This is a genomic window from Nitratireductor aquimarinus, assembly GCF_017255295.1.
Taxonomy (GTDB): domain Bacteria; phylum Pseudomonadota; class Alphaproteobacteria; order Rhizobiales; family Rhizobiaceae; genus Nitratireductor; species Nitratireductor aquimarinus.
Genome location: NZ_JAFKDE010000016.1, coordinates 16,509 through 39,796 on the forward strand (window position 1 = coordinate 16,509; position 23,288 = coordinate 39,796).

Here is a 23,288-nt window from a genome sequence, read left to right on the forward strand (position 1 = left end):
TGCTACTTCGGTCAAATGGCTTTGGTGAAGAGCTCGGTCCAAAGGGGTTGTCGGCGGTTCTGTCACATTGTTTTTCAGCAAGGGTATTGGGTTATTTCCGATGCATGATGAGGACCGCGCCGATTTAAAGAAAACGCTATCTGATCGAGATGTTGCCGTCACCAAATGCATGGAGATTGATTATGGGTGGCTGACCAAAACCGGTGACCTGCATTATCACCGAGCCATCATTCTGGCGCGGCACCTGCCAACTCAGTTCTTCATTGTCCAAGTTTCCCTGTTGGTCTGCAACGGCGCTGGTCGGGGGCATGATGCCGAAGAACAGAATAAGTGAGAGATGCACCTTCACCGCGTATCTTACCGGCGTATCAGCCGTTCGCGGACGCCTCGTGGGGTAATCGTCCCCCAGAACCATTGGGTTGAAAATTGGACTTCTCCGGCCTTTGATGCGCTTGGAGAACGAGATGAAAAAACAAGATTTACGGAAAGCCAGATACTGGCAATTTTGAAGCAGGGTGAGAGCGGCGTTCCAGTTGGCGGTCTTTGCTGGGAGCACGGGATCAGCAACGCGACGTACTACATCTATGAACGGCTCTCCCGGTGCAAGCGATCTGAACAAGTTTCCGGCAGACTTGGGTGCCAACATCTATCCGGCGTCGCCAAGGGATGCTGGCGCGCCCAAATGGGTAATCCGCGCGGCGTGAGCCTCAACAACTGGGCGGCTTCCGAGAGCCATTTTAAAAGTCAGGTTCCTCACGCGCCGACCCCGTCGGCCGGTAAACTTCTCTGATCGTTCACACCTCTCCGAGCGGCGGTCAGACCACTGGTGCAGAAGGCCGTTGAGGACGTCGGTTCGCAACGTGTTTCAAGGCCAAGCGGGGGCAAAGTGAGCGCATCGGACCGAAACCGTTTTCTGCGTTTCGGTACGATGCTTATCAAGAGTTTAGGTTGTTCGTCGCGCCTCCGATTGGATGCTCAGCGATTTATGCCTGCGTATCAGCCAGAACGTGAACGTAGTAGATCTCGTCAGCCGGCAGGGGCAGGAGCCGTTGCGCCATTTCCGATTTCAGCGCTTCATGGCGCGTAATCTCTTCGGGTGACTTGTCTTTCTTCGCGCCGAGCGCCACGAATTCTTCACGAACATGGCCCGCTTTGATCGTGGCTTCGGCAGTTGAGAACGGCGGTGGAAAACTAGACCACGGTAGCGGCGGAATTGTCCTGCTGCGGGCGGCTGAAAAGTCGTCCACTTTTTCCCTTTTCTGCTTGGCGCAGGGAGGGACGAGGGATCTACACCGTGGAATTATATCTGAAGGTTCGAGTTGCTTGCGACGGCGGTATGAGCCAGCGCGAAGCGTCGAAGCATTTCGGCATATCGCGCGACACGGTTCGCAAGATGATGACGTATTCGGTTCCTCCCGGCTATCGACGGCGGGCTCTGGTTCGGCGTCCAAAGCTGGAAGCGTTCATCCCAATCATTGACGGATGGCTTGTGGATCATGTCCGCTACCTTGTTCGTCGCGCCTCCGATTGGATGCTCAGCGATTTATGCCTGCGTATCAGCCAGAACGTGAACGTAGTAAGCCCTCATCGAAGGTAGAGAGCTTCAGGGGACGCCAGAACAGAACCGTTAGCAGAGTGATAACGAGTGTCACGACCGCCATGCGCGGCAATTCCGGAGGCAGATCGGCCAGCGCCGCAGCATCCGTAAGCGACTGCCAGCCATCGGCGGAAAGCCAGATCAGGCTTTCCAGATTGCCATAAAGCGCGTGCTGAACGTCGAGATGAACGGTGCTCGTGTCGCTCTGTTCGAGCAGGAGAACACCGCCAGCAAACAGCGAGGTGAATGCAACCCCCATTGCTGCGCCAGGTTCGATGCGCCCCAGCCGCTTGATGAACTCGATGAGAATGACGGCAGCGACCGCAGCGCCGGCGGCACCGAGCATCATCGGCCATGTGGTGATGGAACCGGTTATAAGGAAGGCGACGACGATGCCGGGAAGAACGACATGGCTGATGGCGTCGCCGATGAGAGCCTGCCGGCGAAGGATGAGAAAATTGCCTGGCAGTGCGCAGGCAATTGCTGCGAAGATGCCGATCAGAAGCGGTGTCAGGCTCAACTGAACAAATTCGGAACCCATGAGTAGGAAGTCCTTTGAATGCAGACGTTTCAGGCGGTTGCCGGAACGGGTGGGCCGAGATGCCGGTCGATCTCCGAGATTTCGTCTCGGGTGAGGATGGCTTCGATGGGGGTGAGGCCGTCATAGCGACCGGAAATGACATCGTCCTGGTGGATCTGGCGTGCAACTTCCCAGCGCTTCTCGTCGCGCAGCGTTTTCGATGCGAGCGCCTTTCCCTTGGCCGTCGCCACACTGTCGGCCCGTATGAGACCTGCGCGGCGCAGAACCCGAATGGTGAGTGGGTCGAAGATCTGCTCCTGATGCGCGAGAGCGAGCAGCCCCTGACGCATGTGCACCCTGCGCTGAAAATGCAAATGACGGAAAACGGCCGCCAGAACACCGCGATTGGGCGCGAGCAGAAGTGACAGTGCGAAGAGCGCAAAGCACACAATGACGATGATTGGCCCGGTTGCGGCGTTATAACCGGACTGCAATAGCAGGGCGTTGATGAAATTGCTCGACATGGGACTAGGCTGCCGAAAGATTCAGTTGATCGATATGCGCGGTTGCCAGGCGTCCACCATAGGTTTTCTGGAGGTTCTCGCCGGTGAAGGTTGTGGCGACCGGTCCTTCAGCCATCTTGCGGACATTGATCAGCAGAACATGATCGAAATGGTCCGCAACGGTCGCCAGATCATGGTGTACGCAGACGACGGTGCGCTTGTCGGTCTTGAGCGATTTCAAGACATCGATGATCGCTCTTTCGGTAGCCGCATCCACGCCGGCGAAGGGCTCGTCCAGAAGGTAGAGATCGGCGTTCTGGGCCAGGGCGCGGGCAAGAAAGACGCGCTGCTGCTGTCCGCCGGAGAGCTGGCCGATCTGCCGGTGTGCGAAATCCACCATGCCGACCCGTTCCAGGCAGGCCAGCGCGGTCTTGTGATGTTCCCGGCGGACGAGTTTGAGCAGACCCAGTTCGCGAAACAGCCCCATCATGACCACATCGATCACCCGGGTGGGGAAATCCCAGTCGACGGAAGCGCGCTGCGGTACATAGGCGACACGGTGCCGGGCTCTGGTGAAGGGCTCGCCAAACACCGTTACGCTGCCTGAAAGGCGCGGAACGATGCCAAGAACGGCTTTCAGAAGTGTGGACTTTCCTGCACCGTTCGGCCCGATGATCGCGGTCATGCTCTCGGCCGGAATCGAAGCGTCGACCGAGAATACTGCGGGCTTCTCGCCATAGGATACGGTGACGCCCTGTACGGCCAATGGGGTCTCCACTGAACCGTGGGGATTGGTTGTCTGGCCGCCTGGGGAGACCAGTTCCACCGCTGCTTCACTCATGTCTTGCTGCCTTTTAAACTGCGGGGGCGGCCCCGCTTACCTGCGCCTGCCGCGTGTGGTGATGGCGCTGGTGGCCGGCGCTGCCCTATCCGTGTCCGGCGTTCTCATGCAGGCCATTACCCGCAATCCGCTCGTCAGCCCCTATACGATCGGCGTGTCCTCGGCTGCCGGTTTCGGGGCTTCCGTCGCCATCATGTTCGGTATCGGTCTTCAGGCGGCAGGCGTCTATTTCGTCCCCCTGTCGGCCTTTGTCTGCGCGCTTCTGTGCGCGCTGGCCGTTTTTTCGTTGAGCTGGTGGCGGGGCATGGGGCACAGGCGATGATCCTCACCGGCATTGCGCTGATGTATCTGTTCAGTGCATTGACCGCTGCGGTCCAGTTTGTCGCCACCGAAGAGCAGCTGGCCCGTGTCGTGCACTGGACGTTTGGCAGCCTCAACGGGTGCAGTGGGATGCGGTCGGTCTGTGCGCCGCTGTTCTCTTCGCGGTGCTCATTCCGATCCAGGCAAGAGCCTGGCAGCTCAACGCACTCACCGTCGCCGGCGATGATGTGGCGCGTTCGCTGGGCGTCGATGTGCGCCGTCTGCGCACCTTCGCCATTCTCTTTTCCGTCGTCTCCGCAGCCTCGGTCATCAGCTTTGTGGGCGTCATCGGGTTCGTTGGACTGATCGGGCCGCATCTGGCACGCATGATGATCGGCGGTGATCACCGGCTTCTGCTGCCCTTCGCAGCAATCTGCGGCGCAGCGCTTCTTCTGGCCGCCGACACGATCGGGCGGCTGGCTTTCAGCCCGACGGTCCTTCCGGTGGGCATTGTCGTTGCCTTCGTTGGTGTTCCGGTCTTTCTGCACCTGATCGTGTCGCGGCGGCGGGAGGCTTTCGCATGACCCTTCTTGAAGCGCACAATCTGCGGCGGGTGCTGAACGACAACGCCGTTCTCGACGGCATATCGTTACGGGTGGGACCTGGCGAAATCGTCGGTCTGGTAGGGCCAAATGGCGCCGGCAAATCCACGCTGGTCCGCGCGATGCTCGGTCAGATGCGTCCCGAAAGCGGCCGGGTCCTGCTCGACGGGCGCGACTCGTGGCTTATGTTCCCCAGCGCACGCCGGACGGTTTTCCGGTCAGCGTTTTCGATGCCTGTCTTCTGGGGCGAACGCCCTATATGGGTATGAGCCCGGGCGCGCGCGACATTGCGCTGGTGGAGGAAGTTCTGGAAAAGCTCAATCTTTCCAGCCTTGCGTTCCGCTCCCTTGATGCGCTCAGCGGCGGAGAACGACAGCGCGTCATGCTTGCGCGCGCCCTTTCGCAACAGACGCCGCTTATCGTGCTCGATGAGCCGACGAGCGCCCTTGATATCGGCAACCAGCTTTTCACCCTGCGGTTTCTGGCCGATCAGGTGCGCGAGCGGGGTGTCGGCATTCTGATCGCCATACACGATCTGGCGCTGGCGGCGCGCTTCTCCAACCGGATCGCCCTGCTGCACAGGGGGCAGCTTATTGCCGAGGGGCCCTGGCAGGACGCGTTAACTCAGGAAACCATCCGCGCGACCTACGGCGTGGACGCAGAGTTTGGCGAACTGAACGGGGCGCCGGTGATTGCACTGTTCGAGATGGAGCGGCAAGGCGGGGCCTGAGCTTCCTGTCGCCATACCAACTCCGCTTGAAACGGACGGCTTTCCCAGACTATCCGCGTGGTGTTTTTCGTCTCGGTCTGTGCAGCGTCGTTGCCGGTGCTTCTCCGAATTGAGCCCGGTAGGCGCGTGAGAAATTGGCGACATGCCGGTATCCCAACCGGTAGGCCACTTCGCTGACCTGGCACTTTTCATCGAGCAGCAGGCGGCGGGCCGTGCGCAGTCTTTCGGTGCGCAGAAAGGCGGCAAGGCTTACGCCGCGCAACACCTTGAACATCTGCTCCACCCGCGCGATCTTGAGACCTGCGCGCGTTGCAAAGTTCCGTGCAGCCGCACCGTCGTTCAGATTGTCTTTCACATGGGCGACAAGTTCATCGAAGCGCATAAGCTCCCATTCGGTGAACATTTCGCCGTCAGGATCATATTCGCAGAAGGCGGTCATCGCCTGGCTGAAAAGCTGCTTTCCCAGGCCTTCAATGGTCATGGCCCGCAACGGGCCATCTATGCTGGGGCCGAAGAGGCCTGTGGCCAGCGTCTTGACGCCGGCTGGAAGCGGAATGCTCTCAAGGCGCTCCAGTGATTTGCCACGCGCCATGAAGGGGGCAAGCCTCATCGGCTGATTTCCGTTTAGCTGGCGTTTGAGAAGGCGCAGCGAGATGGCCACGCCGGTATGCCGTATCAACGTTCCAGCGCGAACATCCAGGATGAAGCCGGAGGGCCCAACCCTCATGAGGCTCAGCGTGTTCTCGGCCATGGGGCCCGTGGTCCCGATGGGGGTGCTGAAATCTGCGCCGCCGGCGAGTTGGACAGAGAAGCCGATCCACGGCTGGGGCAACCGGTTTGTCACCGTAAAACGGCAGTCTGCTTCGGCTTCGATCTCCGACCGATAGATGGCGACACCATTGTCGAATGTCAGGCGCTCCACCCTTCCATGTGCACCGGGGATGGCAATTGCATTGCCTCCGACCATGCGCCATTCCGGTGCATCTCCATTTTGCTGCATTGATCGTTCTGCCCCTGAAACCGTGGAAAACTGCGCGCTGGTTGAACGTCTGAAACCAGAAATGAAAATGATAAGTCATCATGAAAGTGATAATCAATTCATGTAGCTAAATAAAACGCCTGCCAGTAGCTTCCGGTCGAATTTGTAATTTGCGAATACCGGAAAGTCAGGGCGTCCCATGAAAATAAAAACGCTATCGAGCGGTCGTGTTTCCAGCGGCGCGGAGGCGATCACAAAGAGGCGGCTGTGGGCAAGCACGGCCCTGGTCGCCTTCAGTGTCGTTGCGGTGGTGGGACACGGTCGAGCGCAGGAAATCATTGATGGCTCCATGGAAACCGTGGATGGCGATGGCACGGGAACCAAACCGAGCCCGTGGCTGCTTCCTGGTAGCCTTATCCTTGGTGATCAGAGTGCGGGAATGCTGATCCTGCAAAACGGAGGCCTTGCGTCTGCGACCGACGTGCAGCTTGGAGCCAGGGCTTCGGGCGAGGGGCAGCTCTGGCTTCATGGATCGGTAGCTGATCGCGGCGTGCTTGAAACCGGTCAGGTCAGTGTTGGTGCGGGCGGCGGAACGATCAGTTTTGACGGCGGCATTCTTCGCCTGACGCGCGATGAGGCGGACCTCTTTGCGGGCTTTGACGATGGTGACATCAGAATCGGCTATTCGAATGCCTATATCGACACGCAGGAACACTCGGTTGCGACGTCTGTTGGTCTCGAAGGTGTTGGCGGTCTGCTCAAGCGTGGCTCGGGCACGCTGACGCTCACCGGACACAATCGCTATCAATCCGGAACGACCGTTTATGAAGGTGTACTTGCGGTCGATGGCGGAAGCATTACCCATACGGCTGGGCACGTTGTGGTGGCTGCGTCCGGCGGGGATGATGCGTCCCTGATTATCAGCAATGGAGGCGTAGTCAGCGGCTACAACAGTCAGATCGGGTGGGGTTCCGGGACGACCGGAAAGGCTCTCGTCACTGGTGCCGGGTCGTCGTGGCTCAGCGCCGGAACGCTGGAGATTGGCCGTTTCGGAAAGGGTGGGCTCACCATTGAAAATGGTGGACTTGTCGAAAGCCGCGATGCGCGCATCGGATACGCCCAGAGCGCAGTTGGCGAGGTGCTGGTTTCCGGAGCTGGGTCGAATTGGCGTCTGGATGACGGACTGGAGGTCGGTCGAACTGGCAAAGGCGCGCTGACCATTGAGGATGGCGGCGTCGTACAGTCCGGCTCTGTATTTCTCGGGACAAACGCAACCGGTCGTGGGACGGCTTTGGTTTCAGGCTCCGGGACTCACTGGGAGGTTGACGGGAACCTTGTCGTTGGCCGCGCCGGTGAGGGGATGCTCGAAATTTCCGAGGGCGCGCTTGTCTCTGCCGACCGGGTCGAGCTGGGCATGTTCAGCAATGCGTCCGGTACGCTGAGGCTTTCTGGCGCGGCGGGGGCGAGAGGCGTTCTGGAAACGGAGCAGGTCAGCGAAACGTCCGGGGAAGGAAGCCTCATTTTCGATGGCGGAGTTCTGCGGCTTACTGCCAATCAGTACAACCTTTTTGCCGGGTTTGAGGCGGGTGACGTCACAATCTCCGCGGGTGGCGCTTACATCGACACGCATGGCTTCTCGGTTCACAGCGCTTACGCTCTTGGCGGTTCGGGTGGCCTGATCAAGCAGGGCAACGGGTCTCTGACGCTTCACGGCGCGAACACTCATACCGGTGGCACGATTGTTGAGGCGGGAACGCTTGTTCTCAAGGGCGGTGACGCGCTTGCCGATACGGGCGCGGTCGAGCTTCAGGGCGGCGTGCTTCGGCTTGATGACGATGAAACGATTGGGTCACTTGCCGGTGTTGCTGGTGCGCACATCAGTCTGCAGGCCAACACGCTGTTCACCGGCGGAAGCGGCAACAGCTCCGTTCTCGCCAGCAGCATTTCAGGAACCGGCGGGTTTGAGAAACAGGGGGCGGGAACGCTTGTTTACACGGGCGATGGCTCCGGCTTTGACGGAACAACCAGGGTTGTCGATGGTGCGCTGATCGTCGGAGTGGGCGGCAATGGCGCTTTGGGTGGCGCGGTTGAAGTCCTCAATGGAGGGGTGCTTGGCGGATCCGGCGACCTGGGAGCGCTGACCGTGGCTTCAGGTGGTGTTCTGAAACCCGGTAACTCCATCGGGACGCAAAGCGTTTCCGGAAACGCGACCTTCGAAAACGGCTCGGTCTTTGAAGTCGAAGTGGACAACGCCGGAAGCGGCGATCGACTGGCGGTCTCGGGCCATGCCTTTATCAATGGTGGAACAGTGAATGTGCGCGCCGAAAACGGGACAGACGACGGTTCCACCTATGATCCCGCGACAACCTACACGATCCTGACCGCAACGGGTGGTGTGAGCGGTGCGTTCAGTGGGGTGACGGAGAATTTCGCCTTCCTTGATGCCGCGCTTGCCTACGATCCCGACGCTGTGTTGCTCACTCTTTCGCGCAATGACACGGACTTTTCCGAACTGGCAAAAACACACAATCAGCGTGTTGCAGCCATTGGAGCGCAAGGACTGGGGAGCGGCAATCAGCTTTTTGACGCCATTCTTGGCCTGAGTGACGCCCAGGCGCCAGGTGCATTCGACGCGATCTCCGGAGAAATATACGGATCGATCAGAAGCGGCTTCATCGCCGACAGCAGCTTTTGCGGGACGCGGCTTCGGAGCGCGTCCGGAGTGCATTCGGGATCGGGGTGCCCGCATCTGCGCCGGAGTTCTGGAGCATGGGTTTCGGCTCCTGGCAGAACTTTTCCAGCGATGGGAACGCGGCGCAATACACGCATGATACGCGTGGGCTGTTGCTGGGGGGCGACGCCGAGGTCGCTGGCTGGAATTTGGGGCTCATGGCGGGGTACAGCCGTTCATCCCTTCGCTCGGCAGATCGAGCTTCGGCTGGCAGCAGCGATAACTACCATCTCGGCATCTATGGTGGACGCCAGTGGGAGGCGCTCACGTTCAGCGGCGGGTTCGCCTATACCCGGCATGAAGTGGATGTGCGCCGCTCGGTCGCGTTTGCGGGGTTCAGCGATGCCCTGTCTGCAGGGTATGACGCCGGAACGGCGCAGGGCTTTGGAGAGCTGGGCTATCGGGTGGAGACGCCTGTGGCGACGGTCACACCTTTTGCCGGGATTGCTCTCATCTCCCATTCGTTTGGCGGTTATGCGGAAGAGGGCGGCGCTGCAACTCTGGAGGCGCTCGCGCAGACCGGCAATGTCACATTCACAACGCTGGGAATGCGGATGGGGCGCGATGTCAGTCTCGACGTCTTCAGCGGCGCACTACACGGGGCGATCGGCTGGCAGCATGCATTTGACAATGAAGTGGCCCTGGCGCGCCATGCACTGGCGGGAGGCGATGCCTTCAGTGTTGCCGGTGCGCCCATTGCGGCAGACACATTGCTTCTGGAGGCAGGCTTCTCGTTTGCATTGAGCGATGCCGCCAAGCTCGGAGCAGCCTATGGGGGGCAGGTTGCCCGTGGCGCTGCGCGACACACTCTCGACGCGACACTCTCCATCAGCTTCTAAAATTCGTCCCAGCGTTTCCGGCCTGCCTGTTATCCGCAGGCCAGGCACAGTGACGCGCAGCCTGTGACGGGCAAAAGACAGGGAAACGTCATGAAAACCAGACACAGCATTCTTCTCACTGCGGCAGCCGTAAGCTGCTCCCTCATCACTCTGAACATTGCGGGGGCGGAAGCCGTGCCGGAATATGATCTGGTGATTGCCAACGGCCGCGTGATCGACCCGGAATCGGCACTGGACGCAACGCGGCATGTCGGGATTGTCGACGGCAAGGTGGTGGTCGTCTCCGAAGAGCCGCTTGACGGCGCGGAAGAAGTTGATGCAACGGGACTGGTCGTCGCGCCCGGCTTTATCGACCTTCATTCACATGCCCTCAATATCCCGTCCGCATGGATGCAGGCCTTCGATGGTGTGACAACCACGCTGGAACTGGAGCGGGGCGCATGGCCGCTGGAGCAGGCCTACGACAATGTTGCAGAGAATGGTCTGCCGCTGAATTACGGCTTTGCCGTCAGCTGGATCGATGTGCGAATGGAGATACTCGGGGAGAAGTTCGACCAGAGGGTGACTTCAGACATTTCAGAACAGGTGATTGAGCGCATTGAAGATGGGCTCAAACAGGGGGGCATCGGCATCGGCCTTCTTCCAGGCTATGTCCCGAACACAAACCGGGTCGAGTATTATGAAGCGGCGAAGCTCGCCGCGCGCTACAATGTTCCCACCTTTACCCACGTGCGTGGCAAGTTCCATGACGAGCCCGGCCATGCAATCGAGGGCTATGGCGAGGTGCTTGCAGCAGCGGCAGCGACGGGCGCTCAAATGCATATCTGCCATCTCAGCAGTTCAGCGACCCGTTTCATTCCGGAGGTTTCCCGGATGATCCTGAAGGCGCAGGAACAGGGGCTGCGTGTGACGACGGAAACCTATCCTTATGGTGCCGGGTCCACGGTGATTTCCGCGCCCTTCCTTCGCGCACGCGAACTTCAGCGTGTAGGGCTGGAACACGACAGCATCGTCTATCTCAAGACAGGCGAGCGCCCAGAGAGCGACGAACGCCTGACCGAGATACAGGAAACAGACCCGATGGGACTGTCCATCATCCATTACCTTGACGAAGGCATAGAGGAAGATGCGACGCTGATCGACAAGGCCGTCATCTTCCCCGACGGCATCATAGCCAGCGACGCTATGCCGTTCACCGTGGACGGCGAAGAGGTTCTTGATCCCGTCTGGCCGCTGCCAGAAGAGGCCATATCCCATCCCCGCTCGGTTGGCACGTTCGCGCGCGTTCTGGGTCGCTACGTCCGTGAACGCCAGCTCATGAGCCTGAGCGAGGCCATCCGTCGTTCAAGCCTCCTTCCTGCAAGGCTGCTGGAGGATTCCGTGCCCGACATGAAGAACAAGGGCCGCATCCGCGAGGGCGCAGACGCGGACATCGTCGTCTTTGATCCCGAAACCATCATCGACAGGGCAACGTTCGAGGATCCACGGCAGCATTCGGCTGGTGTCCGTCATCTGATCGTCGGTGGAGGCTTTGTTGTTCGCGATGGTGAGCTGGATCAGACGGCGCGTCCGGGCAGGCCGGTTCGAGCGACTGCGCACTGAAGGTTGATGGAAACAGGGTGGCAGGGCATCGTTTGAAAGCCCGGACGACGGGGGGGGGCCGTCTCGCTGCCCTACGCGAGTTTCACCTGTCGGCATGCCGGATCGAACGCGGTTGGCAGGAATGTTGCCACAAGCGGCTGCGGAAGTGGCGGGTTTCTCCGCCAGAGCTTCGGGCTCGGACGAGCGCTTTGTACAGCACGATAGCCGGTTCGCCCGCGTCAGTTTCGCGGTTCGGCACCATAGGGTGTTTGGTGTTGGGAGCCTCTTTGAGGGCCATATGTGGGCGACCAGCACAACGGCGTGATTTTGATGGTTCTTTTGATTCATCCGTCGGCCTTTTGAGTTGGGCTGATGATGCGTCAGTGCCTCATATTCCTACGGGAACGCCGCTTGCGGCTGACAGGTGCGTGCTGTTGCATCGCGTCGGCCCTGCCACTTTTTGCTTCAGCCAAATAGACGACTGGTAATCGATGGCCGGCATCGCAAGACTTGTCTTGACGGTAGTGTCGGGGCGAGCCGCCTTACTGTCAGATGCTCTGTTCGATTCTGGGGCAGCATTATGTGATCTGTATTTCCGCAGCGGGGCCGTCATGCTTAGGATATTTCTTGCACCGATATTTGCGCTTGTCGTCGCAGTGCCGATGCCGGCAATCGCTCTTGATCTGAATGACATTTCCAGGGGGCTGAATGCAGTCTCCGATCTCGAGAGGGCGCTTCGAAGGCATCAAGAGACGCCCCCGGAACGCTCGCGGCAGGTGCCGCCATCTGCGCGCATAGTGCAGCGCCCTTCTGTCAGGCAGGATGTGCGCGAGGTGCAGTCTTTACTCGCCCGGCTTGGTTATGATCCCGGACCTGCCGATGGTCTGATGGGACGGCGTACCCGCAATGCAATCATTGCGTTTGAGCGCGATTCTGGTCTTGCGGTGAGGGGGGAGGTAAGCAGCAATCTGCTGGATCTTCTGCGCAATGTTGCTTCCGGTCATACTGGAAGCAGGACTGTGGCAAACGAACACCGGCCCAGCTTTGACTGCGCAAAAGCCTCAACCAGAGTTGAACATACCATTTGCGGCAACGCGGACCTGGCAGAACTCGACCGCGCCGTTGCCAGACATTACGCAGCCGCGCTGGACGGGCTTGATGCAGGCGGCAGAGCGCAGCTTCAGGCCGAGCAGCGCGCGTGGATGGCGCAGCGCGATCGTTGCGGCGGTGATGTCATGTGTCTGGTGTACGCGCTCGGCAAGCGGTCACAGGCGCTGGTGGTGATTGCTCAGAACGAGAGCGGCGATGCTGCCGCGCAAAAAGCGATTGTGCAGCAAGGTGTGCTGGACGCGCCTGCTAATTCTGACGGAGCCATCGATGAGCAGATCATCATTCTTTCCGCCGGCTCTGGAGGAAGTCTTGCGCGAGAACTGCTTGGCAAGGAGAGTGTTCAGCGGCAGCGGGACTATCTGGTATCCATGGTGGCCGCGGCAACCATTGGAACCGAGCATGAGCAGATTTTCGTGTATCACCAGTCGCTTTCGCCAGCAGAAGTGCGCGCGGCAGCGGCAGAAGCCGGCCTTGCAGATACCAGCAAGCTCGAAGCCTATATCTCCAAGGGGATGATCAGCAAGGTACAGGATGTCGAAAACGGCTATCTGACCGTTGACTACAACCAGTTTGAAGTTGCGCGCTTCAAATCTGCGCTGCGGGAAAAAGCACTGGCCGCCATTGCGCGCGATCGCCGCTCTTCACCACAGCGTCTGATGCTGGTTTGTGGCTTGCGTGTTGGCGAGTATGATTTTGAAAAGCAGCATTTTCCGTTCGGTGAAAAAGAACTGGATACCTGTTTTGCGGGAGAGCAGAGCCCTGCGCGTGAGTTTAGTGGCTACCGGGCGCGCATTCCGGTGCATACAACCCTGCGCCCTGAAGGATTTTCAGTCGATCCTGCGGCCGCCGAAGCGTTGATCAATCGGCTTGGACGGGCCCGATTTGCGCTCGCCATACCCGCAGTTGTCGAAAGCCGGATCTCTTCTGATCGCAATGGACGGCCGGAATTTGTCTTTGATGCGCGGCCTGCCGGTCCGCTTGAGCTGCGTTCAGGGCAGAATCTCGCAGAAGTCATTTACCGCTATCCCGATGCCGCGCTGCGTGACATCACCGATACGCCCGAGACGCGCAGGCTGTCAGATTTTAACAGACCATGGTGGCTGGATACGCAGGGAGAAGTCGCGCTGATAACGGGCAGGGCGGATACGGTACGCATTGAAGCGCTTGATGCTGGCAGTCTGTTTGGCGCGGAAACCGGGCTGACATTTTCCTTCCGCGTCAAATATGGTGGAGCGCTGGCAGAGGGGAACCGCAATCTTGCTGCCTTTGCGAAGCCACAGAGCGACCGGGCTCTGGAGGAGGTCGCTCAAGCCCTGCAGCTTCCTTTGGAAAATCTGCTGGTGACACCATTGCCGGTAGTTGGCCACAATAACGAGTTCGGGGCGGCCATTCTTGTATTTCCGCAAGATAGCGCTGGTTATGTCGTCTCTGAGGAACTGCCCGCCCATGAAGAGCAGGATGGCGGGTGGCCGTTTGCTGCAGTGGAAATGGCCGTCACCGCAGAAAAACTCCTCACCCTGCACGGTGGACAACAAAGGCTCTTGCTCGCCGGGCATCCGGAACGACTGGTAGTGCGCCGTACGTCACGCAACACAAGATGGCAGGATGCCCCTGAAATTGGCGCTGCGACGTTCCCAAGGGCCGCGCCTCGCGAATTCGAAGAGGTCAGTCTTGCCTGGAAGTCGGACCTGCTCTCGGTCGGTGCGAAACTTGCTGACTGGGACACGGAAGAACTTTTTCGAGAGCAGCTGGAAAGCAGCCCTTATGCGCGCAACGACACGTTTGCCAAACGAGAGGCCGCATCACAGCTGGCCGCCGCCGCTTTGGCGCGGAGCGGCGAGGAAAACGTGCATTGGCTAAAGGCGTATATTCGCTTTGAGCCCTACGATTTCGGGCGCAAAGGCTGGCTGGTTCGTCCCGGAATTGAATTCAGTGCCAGGGCCCATGAGGCGGACAGTGCGCTGAACGTTTCGTTGGTGTCTGGTGACACTGCGCAAGGCGTCATCTCTGATCAGGGTATGTTCATAGCCATGCCCCCTGAAGAGGCGCAGGCTTTTCAGCAAAGTAGCAAGAGTTTTCCGGTGTTTGACGGGTTGCTGGCCCTTCGGATAACGGATGTGGATCTCTCTTCTGCCCGCACATTCTCAATGGGCATGACGCTGCGCTATCAGCCGGTCGAAATGTTGCTTTTCGATGCCGGGGAGGCGCAGACGATCATCAATCCGCGATCGGTCCGCTTGCGGCATACATTTGAAGTGCCATCAGTTGTCGATGAAACCCCTGATGCGATGGCCGATAGCGCCATCGTGGCTGAGCTGATGGGGGAGTTTGCGGTTCTTGGTGTGTCTCTTGGTGCCGGCTTTGAGGCGTCGGTAGACGAGATTGCAAAACAGATTGGTGCAGAGCGGCGGCTCTTCGCGCGGACTGCGGCCAGGCAGGATGCTCTGCAGAATGAGCAGCCGATTAATGACTGGGATGCCTATCATAACGGGATCTTGCTGGAATCTGCCGAACGGCAGGAGATGGTCGCCCTCTACCACGAGCCGCCTGCTCTTTCTGATACCGTCACGGCCATCGTGCGTACGAGACTTTTCGGGCCCGGCAAAGGTCCGGCGTGGGGGCAACTGCGTGAACAGCTCTTGCAGACATACAGTCAGATTAATGCGGAGATGTTGCAGGAACTGGAAAGGACCGGTGCTGTCTCTATCTGGGCCGAGCCTGCTGTGGTGCCGGGGGCGCGTGTGAGGCCCGTTGATAGCGCTGCGGCGGCGTGCAAGCGCAGCCTAAATGCGATCGCGAGGAGTTCCTCGACGCAGTTTCTGTCGAGTATAAAGGCGCGGGATGCAGGCAATATGCGACCAGCTGACGCCAGAGCGACATGGGTTGATGAAAATGGACAGCCAACGATTCCCGCCTTTGCGTCAACTTATTCTCTGCCACAGCTATTTGGTGGACGTCAGGACTGTCCGGATTTTGAGGTGATGGTGCTTGCGATCAAGATCGGCGACGATGGAAAGGTCGTTCATTTCCGGCAGGCGGTTTCTGTCCCCGCGCGCATGGCGGTCGTTGAAGAAGAGCGGAAGGAGGCAGCTATGAGTGATGCAGGCAGCAGCGATTTTGATCTCTGAAGGCTATCGGTACACTGATCGTCCGACCGCAGGTTTAGGCAGGATAGGAGGAACCCGTCTCTGAATTTTCGACCGCTGCTTCCGTGTTTTTAGGCGCCGAAGGTGGAGCGAAGCAGGGGTAAGCTACCTTGGTTCTGTCATTATCTCGCAACTCCGTCTGTTTCGAACGCAGCCTGCAGGACCCGTCGTCTATCACGCTGTCTGGTGAGTTGTTCTTCTCTGGTCTGGTCACCTCTTTTCTATCGCCGCCAGTGAGTTTCATCCAGGTGGCAAACGGCGTTTGACGTGGTGGCGCCTTTCCACAAATCAGAATCGCAAATGTCGAAGTCTGTATCGCTTCACAAGTAACTGGAATCGAATGACCACAAATCGTCTCGACCTGTTTCAATTTGAATTGAGTTATCGGAGCAGCATATCTATTTGCCACCGCGCGACAGGTGTCATCACCGTGTCCCACGGCACTTGGGGATCCATCAGCGGCATAAGCCTGTCAGGCGGTTCTCCGGTTCTGATGCACGGTGGCGTTCACCGAACCAACCGGTGAGCGCTGCCAATCCTGTGTGCCGTCTCCCCGTCAATCCCTGCCTCATCCGCATGGTGGAGCCAGTTCGCAACGACGTCTCTGACGCTGGAAACCAACGCTCTCGCTCTGGCAGGCTTGATTGATGCGTTTTCAGCGAAGGAGAAGAGGTCGGCAAGCTCGAAGCCATCGCGTTTGCCATTCAGGCTCATCTGATGCTGGCCGGTCCATTCACCGCGCGGATTGTAGGAATAGGTCACGTCAAATGCTGGCGACAGTGCCCACGCACCGGATTGGTCCATCAGAAAAGCGATGTTCTTGACGTGATCGTCCTGATTTCTGGCGATGATGTTGAAGGCTGCCCGAAGAAACTGTTGCTCCAGTGCCCGAGTGCCAAGACCAAGATTGCGAATGGTCATGATTGCGTGCTCGTATGAATGGCTGATCGGGTCGTTGAAATCGAAATGCTGCAGGCCGCAAAGCGATTGCATGTGGAGCTTGTGTGTCGACCCGCTCTCGTCGATGGCTCGGTCAAACCGCCTCGTCATGAAATGACTGCGCCCACCCTCATGGTGCAAACGGCATGGCATCATGTCGATGCCGGCAGCCGTCGCCATCAGATGGTAGCCGTACTCGATCTGACCAAAGCCCTGCGGGTCCGGTTCTTCCTTGTCCCTGTTGTTGTCGATGCCGTCGAATTTCATCAACCAGTGTTCAAAGCCGTCCCCGGCGTCAGTCTGGCCATGACGAAACTCTCCGGTCTTCGAATTCCAGGCGAGAATTGCCTTCGCGCGGGCTCCGCCTGCCGAGATGCCAACCCGAAGAATGTCGTCAAATGCGTCAGGGGCATGCCTGGCTGCGCGCACCTTTGAATTGACGCTCTCAGACCCCGTTTTTTCGTTTAGTAGCTGATTGACCATACGAACGAGCGCAACCACCTCGACGCTGCGGGCCTTTCGGTCGCAAACTGCCAGTGCTGGCCTGAATTCGAGAGCTCCCATGCCCTGGGCCCCGAGATAGCAAAGCCGCTCAACCGGGTTGAAGCTTTCGGGTGTGCGCGCCTGTTCTGCAAGCCAGGCATTGATCAGCTGGTTGCCAAAACGGTCTGGTAGGGCGTCTGCCAGCATTCCTGGCAGCCCTTTAAAGGTTGTTCGGGGCAGTGCGGGAAATGAATACGGGTCTACGCTCAAAGGCATGACCAGCGGCGACAACTCAACGCCGGTGGCGGCGAATTCAGGAGTGTACCGAAAGACGGCAAACCCATCGTCTGCCGACCAGGACACGGTCGCGACTTCTCGCCCCCAAAGGTAGATGGATGCGTCCGCAATTGGTTCAGTCATGATCGGCTCTTTGTCACCTGTTTGCATTCCCTTGTCGTGCTGCTTGCCCCGCATGAACTCGACGTTGCCATTGTGCCTCCTTCGTTCGTGTCCTCTCGATCGGGCCAGTGCGTTCGTTGGGACCGAGAAGAGCAGTCTTTTCGTTGTCTGTCGAATGCCGTCAATGTCTCCAATGAAAGTCCGCGCCTCTACATGGACATCGCTCAGGCGTGCAGCGAGCAAGGGCGGATCGGGCAGTGCAGATAACGTCAGTCTCACCGCCAACTCGTCGACCTCGCCGCGGCTGAAAACAGCAGCCCAAAAGCGGAACTTATTTATCTCCGAGGAAAATAGGTAATTTGAGCATTTGCCTCGGGAATGAGGTGGTTCGGATGTTCCGAGATTTCGTAATTAATTGATATTAAATGGTTTTTTGAAATTTCCGCTTGACTTGGCGACGTCTGCGCGCAAGCAATCTACCGCTTCGAAACTCGATTAAAACGTGGCTCAGGCTACTCGTCCCTGAAAACCCGGGAGGCTACACATTGAAGCTCTGGATTCTTTCCGACCTGCATCTGGAATACGCAGATTTGTCGGAGCCGCTGAAGATCCCCGACGCAGATGTCTGCATTGTTGCGGGCGATCTGTGCTGTGGTGTCGCCAATGGCGTACAATGGCTGGCGGACCATATCGCGCCTGTCATGCCCTGCATCTATGTCGCCGGAAACCATGAATTCTACAATGGCGGGATCAGGGAGAATCTCGAGGACGGAAGAGCGGCGTGCCGACGTGTTGAGAATGTCCACTTTCTTGAGAACGATATTGTTGTGATCAACGGTGTCCGGTTCATTGGTGCGACCCTATGGACCGATTACCGGATTGCGGGCTATCAATCTCTTGCGATGAGGCATGCGCGAGAGCGGATGACTGACCACCGAAAGATCGCCCTGCAGAAAAACCCCTGGCAGCGGTTTCTTCCGGAGAGCTCGTATCGGATGCACGTGGAGTCGCGTCTGTTCATCGAGAGTTCGATGAAAGCCGACCAGACACAGACGGTTGTTGTTACGCATCACCTGCCGTATCCCGCGTCGGTCCACCCCAGGTTCAAGGGCGACTTGCTGAACGGTGCCTTCGCATCAGATCTGGGGGCCGTTATCGATCAGGGGCGACCAGCGCTCTGGGTTCATGGACACACCCACGATAGCTGTGACTACAGGGTCGGGGCAACGCGCGTGCTATGCAATCCACGTGGCTACGACAACGAGAACGCAGCGTTCAATCCTTCCATGATCGTGGGGATCTGAACGGAGGCAGCTCCACCCGGATGACAAGCAGTGGCGGTGATGGGCCTGTCGTCAGGGGGGGAGTAAACACTGCGGCAAGGGCAGCCGATGTGCGCACTCAGCATCTCAGATCAACCTGACTTAAATCGAGATGATTTGCGGTCGTCCGATTCAAATTTCTTGCAAGGCGATTCAAAACTCAATGCAGACGATTCTTATTTACAGAAAGTCGTTACCTTTTCAAACGCCGTTTGTTAGAGAGGTGAGGAAGGCAGGTGGAGGAGGGGAAGATGGTACAGTCCAGAAAAGAGCGCCTGGCGAGACAGCGTGATCGCCAACGGGCGCTGCGGGCTGCCAGCAGGAGCCGACGGAAACCCTCCCGAGACGACATAGCCAGGACCCTGCTTCATTTTGCCATCACGAAGAACCTGAGCATGGAGCGGAGGGAGAGGCTTGAAGAGCTTCAGCATCAAATTGTTGCAGCGCTGGTTGTCCAGGGATTCGATGAGAGGGAGGCGGAGATCGTATGGGATGCTCTGGTCGAAAAATACCGGTCGGGGTGGGCCTTCCAACAGAAACGACATCTTTCAAAGGGTGATGATCTCGATGCTGATGAAGCTGATGCCGACGCTTGATTAAAGAGGCGGCTTTCCGTTTCGTCTGCTCGGTTTCGATACCGGATTGATGGCATCCTCAATCGATCTGCAATCTCAAATGTTCGGTTCTCCCCCCGTTACTCCCTGAAACGGCGTTTGCTGGTGAATCGCAAATCTGTAGCTTTTTCTGCTAGCTTGGCCAGAAACTCGACCATGGTCTGGTTTAAAAATACGGGATTGCGGTAGCTGAAAGCGTAGTCACGATCGTGCCCATATGTGTCGGCACCCCGCTGCAGCTGAGCCAAGGACAAGTCTCAGGCATCTGCCGTGAGCGTCTGTTCATCGGGCTTTCAACGCCATGACAAATCAAAAGAACGCGCCGAGACGTCAATCCAAATCAGAATGATTTGAAATAATTTGCGGTATTCCGATTCCAGGTTCTGGTTATTCGATTCAAACGCGTGAGCAATCGATTCTGAATGCTCGAAAAGCGTTACACGCCCAAACGGCGTTTGACGTTAGGCGACAGGCAGCAGGAACCCCAGATTGCTGCTCCCTGATGGCCCGTGAAAATTCTGCCCACGCAAGCAGAATGCGATGCAAGATGAAGCCGTAGTCTTTCTCCAGAAGAGCTGCGGTTAACCATCCGGTCGCAAGAAAATCGATCGACGAACATTTTAGGGGCTCCGCGGCGATCCGGGATATGCCAGGATGCCCTTGCTTTCGGGGAACACAACCTCGAAAACGGCCTCCGAAGGTGCTCCAACACCGACGAAGGCCTGACCCGCAACCTAACGAGGAGGCCTTGGGCTATGACAGATACTATTTCCTTTGAACTGACGATTGAAGCCGCAGCGCAGCGCAACCCCCAGATTCATGATGACGGCATGATGTTGCTCTGGGCGGACGAGGATCGAACGGTCTGTAGCGACGATGCCATCGAGCTTTTCGGTCGTGCATCTTATGCGCCTAGTGCAGCGGCCCTGATTGCCGCCCTCGCGGCTGAGCTTGAAGCTGCTGAAAGTCGCCTGCGCCATGCAGAAGAGAAGCTTGCTTTCTGCCGTGAGACGCTGCTCCGCGAAGCGATCGCACTTGATAATATCGATGATGCCAACGAAGCGGAACGGATCAGCGCCTACTCCCTCGCGGCATAGCAGTATCGCTCTTTCATTGGCTTTGAGCTGGCGCTGAACTGACCTCGTCCCTGAACGGACGGGGGACGTTCACTGCTGCTCTGGCACAAAAAATCCCAGCACAGCCAGCATTGAGACCGTCGTAGCGATCTCGGCGGCCACTGCTGTGCTGCCGTTGATCAAGGAAACTTCATGATTACAACCAGACGCCAATCGGGGGGAACGCTTTTTCGACCAAATTCCGACGCTCCGATGATGGACGAAGTGGACACCCCATCTGCAGCAACGACCGTTCTGGAAGAGCTGATTTCCGACTTCGAGCGCATCGTCGCGGATACGATTGCGCAGGTCGAGGCATGTCCGGCGAAACGCGATCCCACGTTCGAAGGTTATCAGAAGCTGCTTGCTGCGGCCCGCTCGGCAACAAGCCTTGAAGCGGCCCTTGTCAAAAGGGCCATAGCTCTTGTTGTTGGCAAGAACCCCGAGCTTACCCTCGTCAATCTTGAGCGGCCCTTGCCAGTGCACCAAGCCGCGAAAGTTCTGTTCCTTCGCGATGACTGGGCGAGGGCATCGATGATCAGGCGCGATGCGGAGGTCATCACACGTGAATATTACCGTCCTGATCTGCTGGTGGTCGACCGTGGACAGCAGCATGCACTGCTTCTCGATATCAAGCGAACCGTCTCCTCCTACAGCCCAAGCGCTATCGTCACTCTGCGCAGCAGGATGATGGCGAGCGCACTGGTCGTCCGTGAAGTGTTGGAGCGCAAATACGACGCCCTATCCGTGTCACGCGCAAGCATTGCCATCATCGATGCGGCGGGGGACACCCGTAGTGAAGCCGAAGGAATATTTGGCCTCAGAGATCTTGACTGGCTCTTGCATATCGATGGTGCGGGTCGTGCGATCATGCACCTTCGTGAGCTCTATGGCGCGAAGATACGCGCCATCCTCCAGGAGCATTGTGAGGTGATCGTAGAGCCGCAACGCGATGGGCGCACGGGCGAGAAACGGCAAAGCGGATTTGAGGAAGAAACGAAGTCGACGCTTGGGAACGAGGAGCAGGATGAAAAACTCAACCCGCAGGCGGTCGGGCAGGTCGGAGATCAGGAGAGAATATTCGACGACATAGGCGGAAACTCGGATGAGTCTACGGGTGCTCATGCAACCACATCGTCTCATTCGCCCGCTTTTGCTGTTGGTATTGCTTCTCGAAGAACCCGCTGACGAGGAATGGGAGCACTCTCTGCGAGCTCAGTCGGTCTCGGCCCATATGGTGTCGCGTGGAAGCTGTGCGGGCATCCAATCTTCGACAGCGAAGCAGTTCAGGCAGCTCCCTGAGGAGCTGCCGCGCTCTGCCGAGTGGACAAACAAGACAGGAAAGAATGGAAAGCCGATGTTGGTTTTTGACTGGAATGAAACGAGTAGGGATGAGCGGTTCGAGCTTCAGCTCCAGCGGCTTAGAATGCTAGTCTCTGACATGGAGGCGGTGCAGCGACGGACAATGCAGCAGGCGCTTCCCGATGCAGCACCCATCCTGGAACAGTGGGTCCTGACATGCCGGCCAGCGCCGTGCCTTACTGGCCTGTCGACTGGCCATCCCCGACTTGTGGGCGCAGACCGATCGATCATCACATCCGATCTGCAACTTCTTTCGTCCGACCAGACCTGGGCGCGCACCACGTCGAGATGGTATCGACTTGGGACACAGCGGCGGATGGAGAAGACGTTGAGATCGTTGAATTAGACGCGGGCTGACAGTCGTTGAACAAGACGAAAGGGCGTTGGTGCTGTGGACTTTCAGGCGCTGGTATCATTGCTGCCTGTGATTGCCGGCGAGGAAGGCTGCGAAATTTCTTGACGGGCCGTGGCGGTGGCTCGTCAAAAATGGAGCTGGAAAATGCTTTGACCTCGACAAGTGGCCATAACGGGCGGTCTCCCTGCCGTAGCTGAATGACCATTACGGCCCGAAGGAGACATTCATTAGGAGCCACGGTGCTACGATGCAGAACGCCGAAGCAGACATTGATGTTCTCTAAGATAATGCACTCAGGTGTGGACAGCTCGAGGCCAATTGCAGTTGTGCCCGATGATGTGCAATGTCCGCAGCATGACCATTGAGCCTACCGCACCTCCTATTGTTCGCCCCGTCGATATCCTGTCGGGTCTTAGTAATCTCAAGCGGGCCGAGATTTGCCAGATCATCGCTCTCCTTGAATGCGTCGATGGCCTTTTTCTCGCCAACGGAGCTGTGCAAGGAATTCGCGTCAAGCTCGGTCTTGCAGCGGATGCCGCCGCTGAACGCCTCCAGGCTGTGCAAAATGACCTTGCAGGGTCGTCTGCCTCGGATGCCGCCCTGCGTTTCCGCCTCTGGTCGAGGCTGACAGAGGCCGTGGCTTTGCCGTCGGTTGTCCCCTCCCTGTCGGGGAAGTCTGCCACGCGATCAGCTTCCGCCTTTGCTGTTCGCGCCTCCGAGAGACTGACGCCTTCGATCCGCGCCCGCCACCGGAGGGTCGATCGCAAGGAGTCTTACGGTGGTGTTGGCGAACTGGTCGGCGGTAAGGCCGCTGACTACTGGAAGTTGGCGAAAGCTGTCGTCGTCGCGGAGCCGCCTCTGCCATTCCCCCAGATCGTGGCCGAGGAGATGCTGGCGGTCTTCTCGGACGACAAGGTTCTCAAGGCCGCTGCGAAAGAAGCCGATCCCGAAATTGCTGAGGCTCTGCGGCAAGGCCAGGCCCGAGCACGCAATGCACTTGCGGCAGGCGGTGTTTGGGTCGGCGGGGCGGCGGTCGTCGCCAATGCCGGTTTCTTGCCCTACATGCTGGCCGCACAGCTCAGCGCGATCATCCCTCTGGTCTGAGAACGGCGGTGGAAAACTAGACCACGGTAGCGGCTGGATTGTCCTGCTGCGGGCGGCTGAAAAGTCGTCCACTTTTTCCCTTTTCTGCTTGGCGCAGGGAGGGACGAGGGATCTAC

16 protein-coding genes and 5 pseudogenes are annotated in these 23,288 nt (G+C 58.4%); 15 read left to right on the forward strand and 6 right to left on the reverse strand.

Annotated features, from left to right (window positions below):
* The first annotated feature begins 100 nt into the window (after nt 1-100).
* Together JYP46_RS21200 and JYP46_RS22190 are read left to right on the forward strand one after the other, a co-directional pair.
* Nucleotides 101-334 (forward strand): hypothetical protein, encoded by a 234-nt coding sequence (locus tag JYP46_RS21200; protein WP_206549263.1) that lies wholly within the window; start codon nt 101-103, stop codon nt 332-334.
* Nucleotides 335-493: 159 nt separating this feature from the next.
* A pseudogene (locus JYP46_RS22190) lies at nt 494-580 on the forward strand (hypothetical protein); the annotation flags it as partial.
* A gap of 403 nt (nt 581-983) precedes the next feature.
* Here the strand turns inward: JYP46_RS22190 and JYP46_RS21210 are convergent.
* Entirely contained in the window at nt 984-1,247 is a 264-nt protein-coding gene (locus JYP46_RS21210) for a hypothetical protein (RefSeq protein ID WP_206549265.1), read from the reverse strand.
* Nucleotides 1,248-1,294: 47 nt separating this feature from the next.
* Between JYP46_RS21210 and JYP46_RS21215 the strand changes: the two are divergent.
* A pseudogene (locus JYP46_RS21215) lies at nt 1,295-1,489 on the forward strand (helix-turn-helix domain-containing protein); the annotation flags it as partial.
* 67 nt (nt 1,490-1,556) lie between these two features.
* Here JYP46_RS21215 and JYP46_RS21220 read toward each other — a convergent pair.
* From JYP46_RS21220 to JYP46_RS21230, 3 genes are read right to left on the reverse strand one after another with little or no spacing between them, the layout of a single operon-like run.
* On the reverse strand, nt 1,557-2,138 hold the full coding sequence (locus tag JYP46_RS21220; protein ID WP_244974897.1) for a metal ABC transporter permease: 582 nt from the start codon (nt 2,136-2,138) through the stop codon (nt 1,557-1,559).
* A gap of 29 nt (nt 2,139-2,167) precedes the next feature.
* A complete protein-coding gene (locus tag JYP46_RS21225; RefSeq protein ID WP_206549266.1) occupies nt 2,168-2,641 on the reverse strand; it encodes a hypothetical protein in 474 nt (157 codons plus the stop codon).
* A 4-nt stretch (nt 2,642-2,645) separates the two neighbouring features.
* Entirely contained in the window at nt 2,646-3,461 is an 816-nt protein-coding gene (locus JYP46_RS21230; protein ID WP_206549267.1) for a metal ABC transporter ATP-binding protein, read from the reverse strand.
* A 61-nt stretch (nt 3,462-3,522) separates the two neighbouring features.
* Here JYP46_RS21230 and JYP46_RS22195 point away from each other — a divergent pair.
* Together JYP46_RS22195 and JYP46_RS22255 are read left to right on the forward strand one after the other, a co-directional pair.
* Nucleotides 3,523-4,345, forward strand: a pseudogene (locus JYP46_RS22195) (FecCD family ABC transporter permease).
* Nucleotides 4,342-5,093: pseudogene (locus JYP46_RS22255) on the forward strand (ABC transporter ATP-binding protein). Before JYP46_RS22195 ends, JYP46_RS22255 begins: the two co-directional pseudogenes overlap by 4 nt.
* Nucleotides 5,094-5,142: 49 nt before the next feature.
* Here JYP46_RS22255 and JYP46_RS21260 read toward each other — a convergent pair.
* Complete coding sequence (locus JYP46_RS21260; protein WP_206544086.1) at nt 5,143-6,060, reverse strand: helix-turn-helix domain-containing protein; 918 nt, start codon at nt 6,058-6,060, stop codon at nt 5,143-5,145.
* Nucleotides 6,061-6,511: 451 nt separating this feature from the next.
* Between JYP46_RS21260 and JYP46_RS22360 the strand changes: the two are divergent.
* From JYP46_RS22360 to JYP46_RS21275, 4 genes and pseudogenes are all read left to right on the forward strand, one after another.
* A pseudogene (locus JYP46_RS22360) lies at nt 6,512-8,113 on the forward strand (autotransporter-associated beta strand repeat-containing protein); the annotation flags it as partial.
* A gap of 650 nt (nt 8,114-8,763) precedes the next feature.
* Entirely contained in the window at nt 8,764-9,642 is an 879-nt protein-coding gene (locus JYP46_RS22365) for an autotransporter outer membrane beta-barrel domain-containing protein (RefSeq protein WP_419248081.1), read from the forward strand.
* A 90-nt stretch (nt 9,643-9,732) separates the two neighbouring features.
* Entirely contained in the window at nt 9,733-11,244 is a 1,512-nt protein-coding gene (locus JYP46_RS21270) for an amidohydrolase family protein (protein WP_206549273.1), read from the forward strand.
* A 470-nt stretch (nt 11,245-11,714) separates the two neighbouring features.
* Nucleotides 11,715-15,461, forward strand: coding sequence for a peptidoglycan-binding protein (locus JYP46_RS21275; protein ID WP_206549274.1), 3,747 nt, complete (start codon nt 11,715-11,717; stop codon nt 15,459-15,461).
* A 525-nt stretch (nt 15,462-15,986) separates the two neighbouring features.
* On the opposite strand, the gene JYP46_RS21280 is transcribed toward JYP46_RS21275, so the two are convergent.
* The gene (locus JYP46_RS21280; RefSeq protein WP_222582630.1) at nt 15,987-17,579 is read right to left on the reverse strand and encodes a type II toxin-antitoxin system HipA family toxin; all 1,593 of its coding nucleotides are present in this window, start codon (nt 17,577-17,579) and stop codon (nt 15,987-15,989) included.
* Between the two features lie 266 nt (nt 17,580-17,845).
* On the opposite strand from JYP46_RS21280, the gene JYP46_RS21285 reads away from it, so the two are divergent.
* The 6 genes from JYP46_RS21285 (at nt 17,846) to JYP46_RS21305 (ending at nt 23,172) form a co-directional block, all read left to right on the forward strand.
* Nucleotides 17,846-18,604: a metallophosphoesterase gene (locus JYP46_RS21285; RefSeq protein ID WP_206549276.1), complete on the forward strand. Its 759-nt coding sequence runs from the start codon at nt 17,846-17,848 to the stop codon at nt 18,602-18,604.
* A gap of 269 nt (nt 18,605-18,873) precedes the next feature.
* Nucleotides 18,874-19,218: a hypothetical protein gene (locus JYP46_RS21290; protein ID WP_206549277.1), complete on the forward strand. Its 345-nt coding sequence runs from the start codon at nt 18,874-18,876 to the stop codon at nt 19,216-19,218.
* Between the two features lie 773 nt (nt 19,219-19,991).
* On the forward strand, nt 19,992-20,333 hold the full coding sequence (locus JYP46_RS21295) for a hypothetical protein (RefSeq protein WP_206549278.1): 342 nt from the start codon (nt 19,992-19,994) through the stop codon (nt 20,331-20,333).
* 171 nt (nt 20,334-20,504) lie between these two features.
* Nucleotides 20,505-21,539, forward strand: a complete 1,035-nt coding sequence (locus tag JYP46_RS21300; protein ID WP_206549279.1) for a hypothetical protein — start codon at nt 20,505-20,507, stop codon at nt 21,537-21,539.
* A 277-nt stretch (nt 21,540-21,816) separates the two neighbouring features.
* Nucleotides 21,817-22,059: a DUF6634 family protein gene (locus JYP46_RS22370; protein ID WP_420884112.1), complete on the forward strand. Its 243-nt coding sequence runs from the start codon at nt 21,817-21,819 to the stop codon at nt 22,057-22,059.
* A gap of 363 nt (nt 22,060-22,422) precedes the next feature.
* Nucleotides 22,423-23,172: a hypothetical protein gene (locus JYP46_RS21305; protein ID WP_206549280.1), complete on the forward strand. Its 750-nt coding sequence runs from the start codon at nt 22,423-22,425 to the stop codon at nt 23,170-23,172.
* The last annotated feature ends 116 nt before the right edge of the window (nt 23,173-23,288 follow it).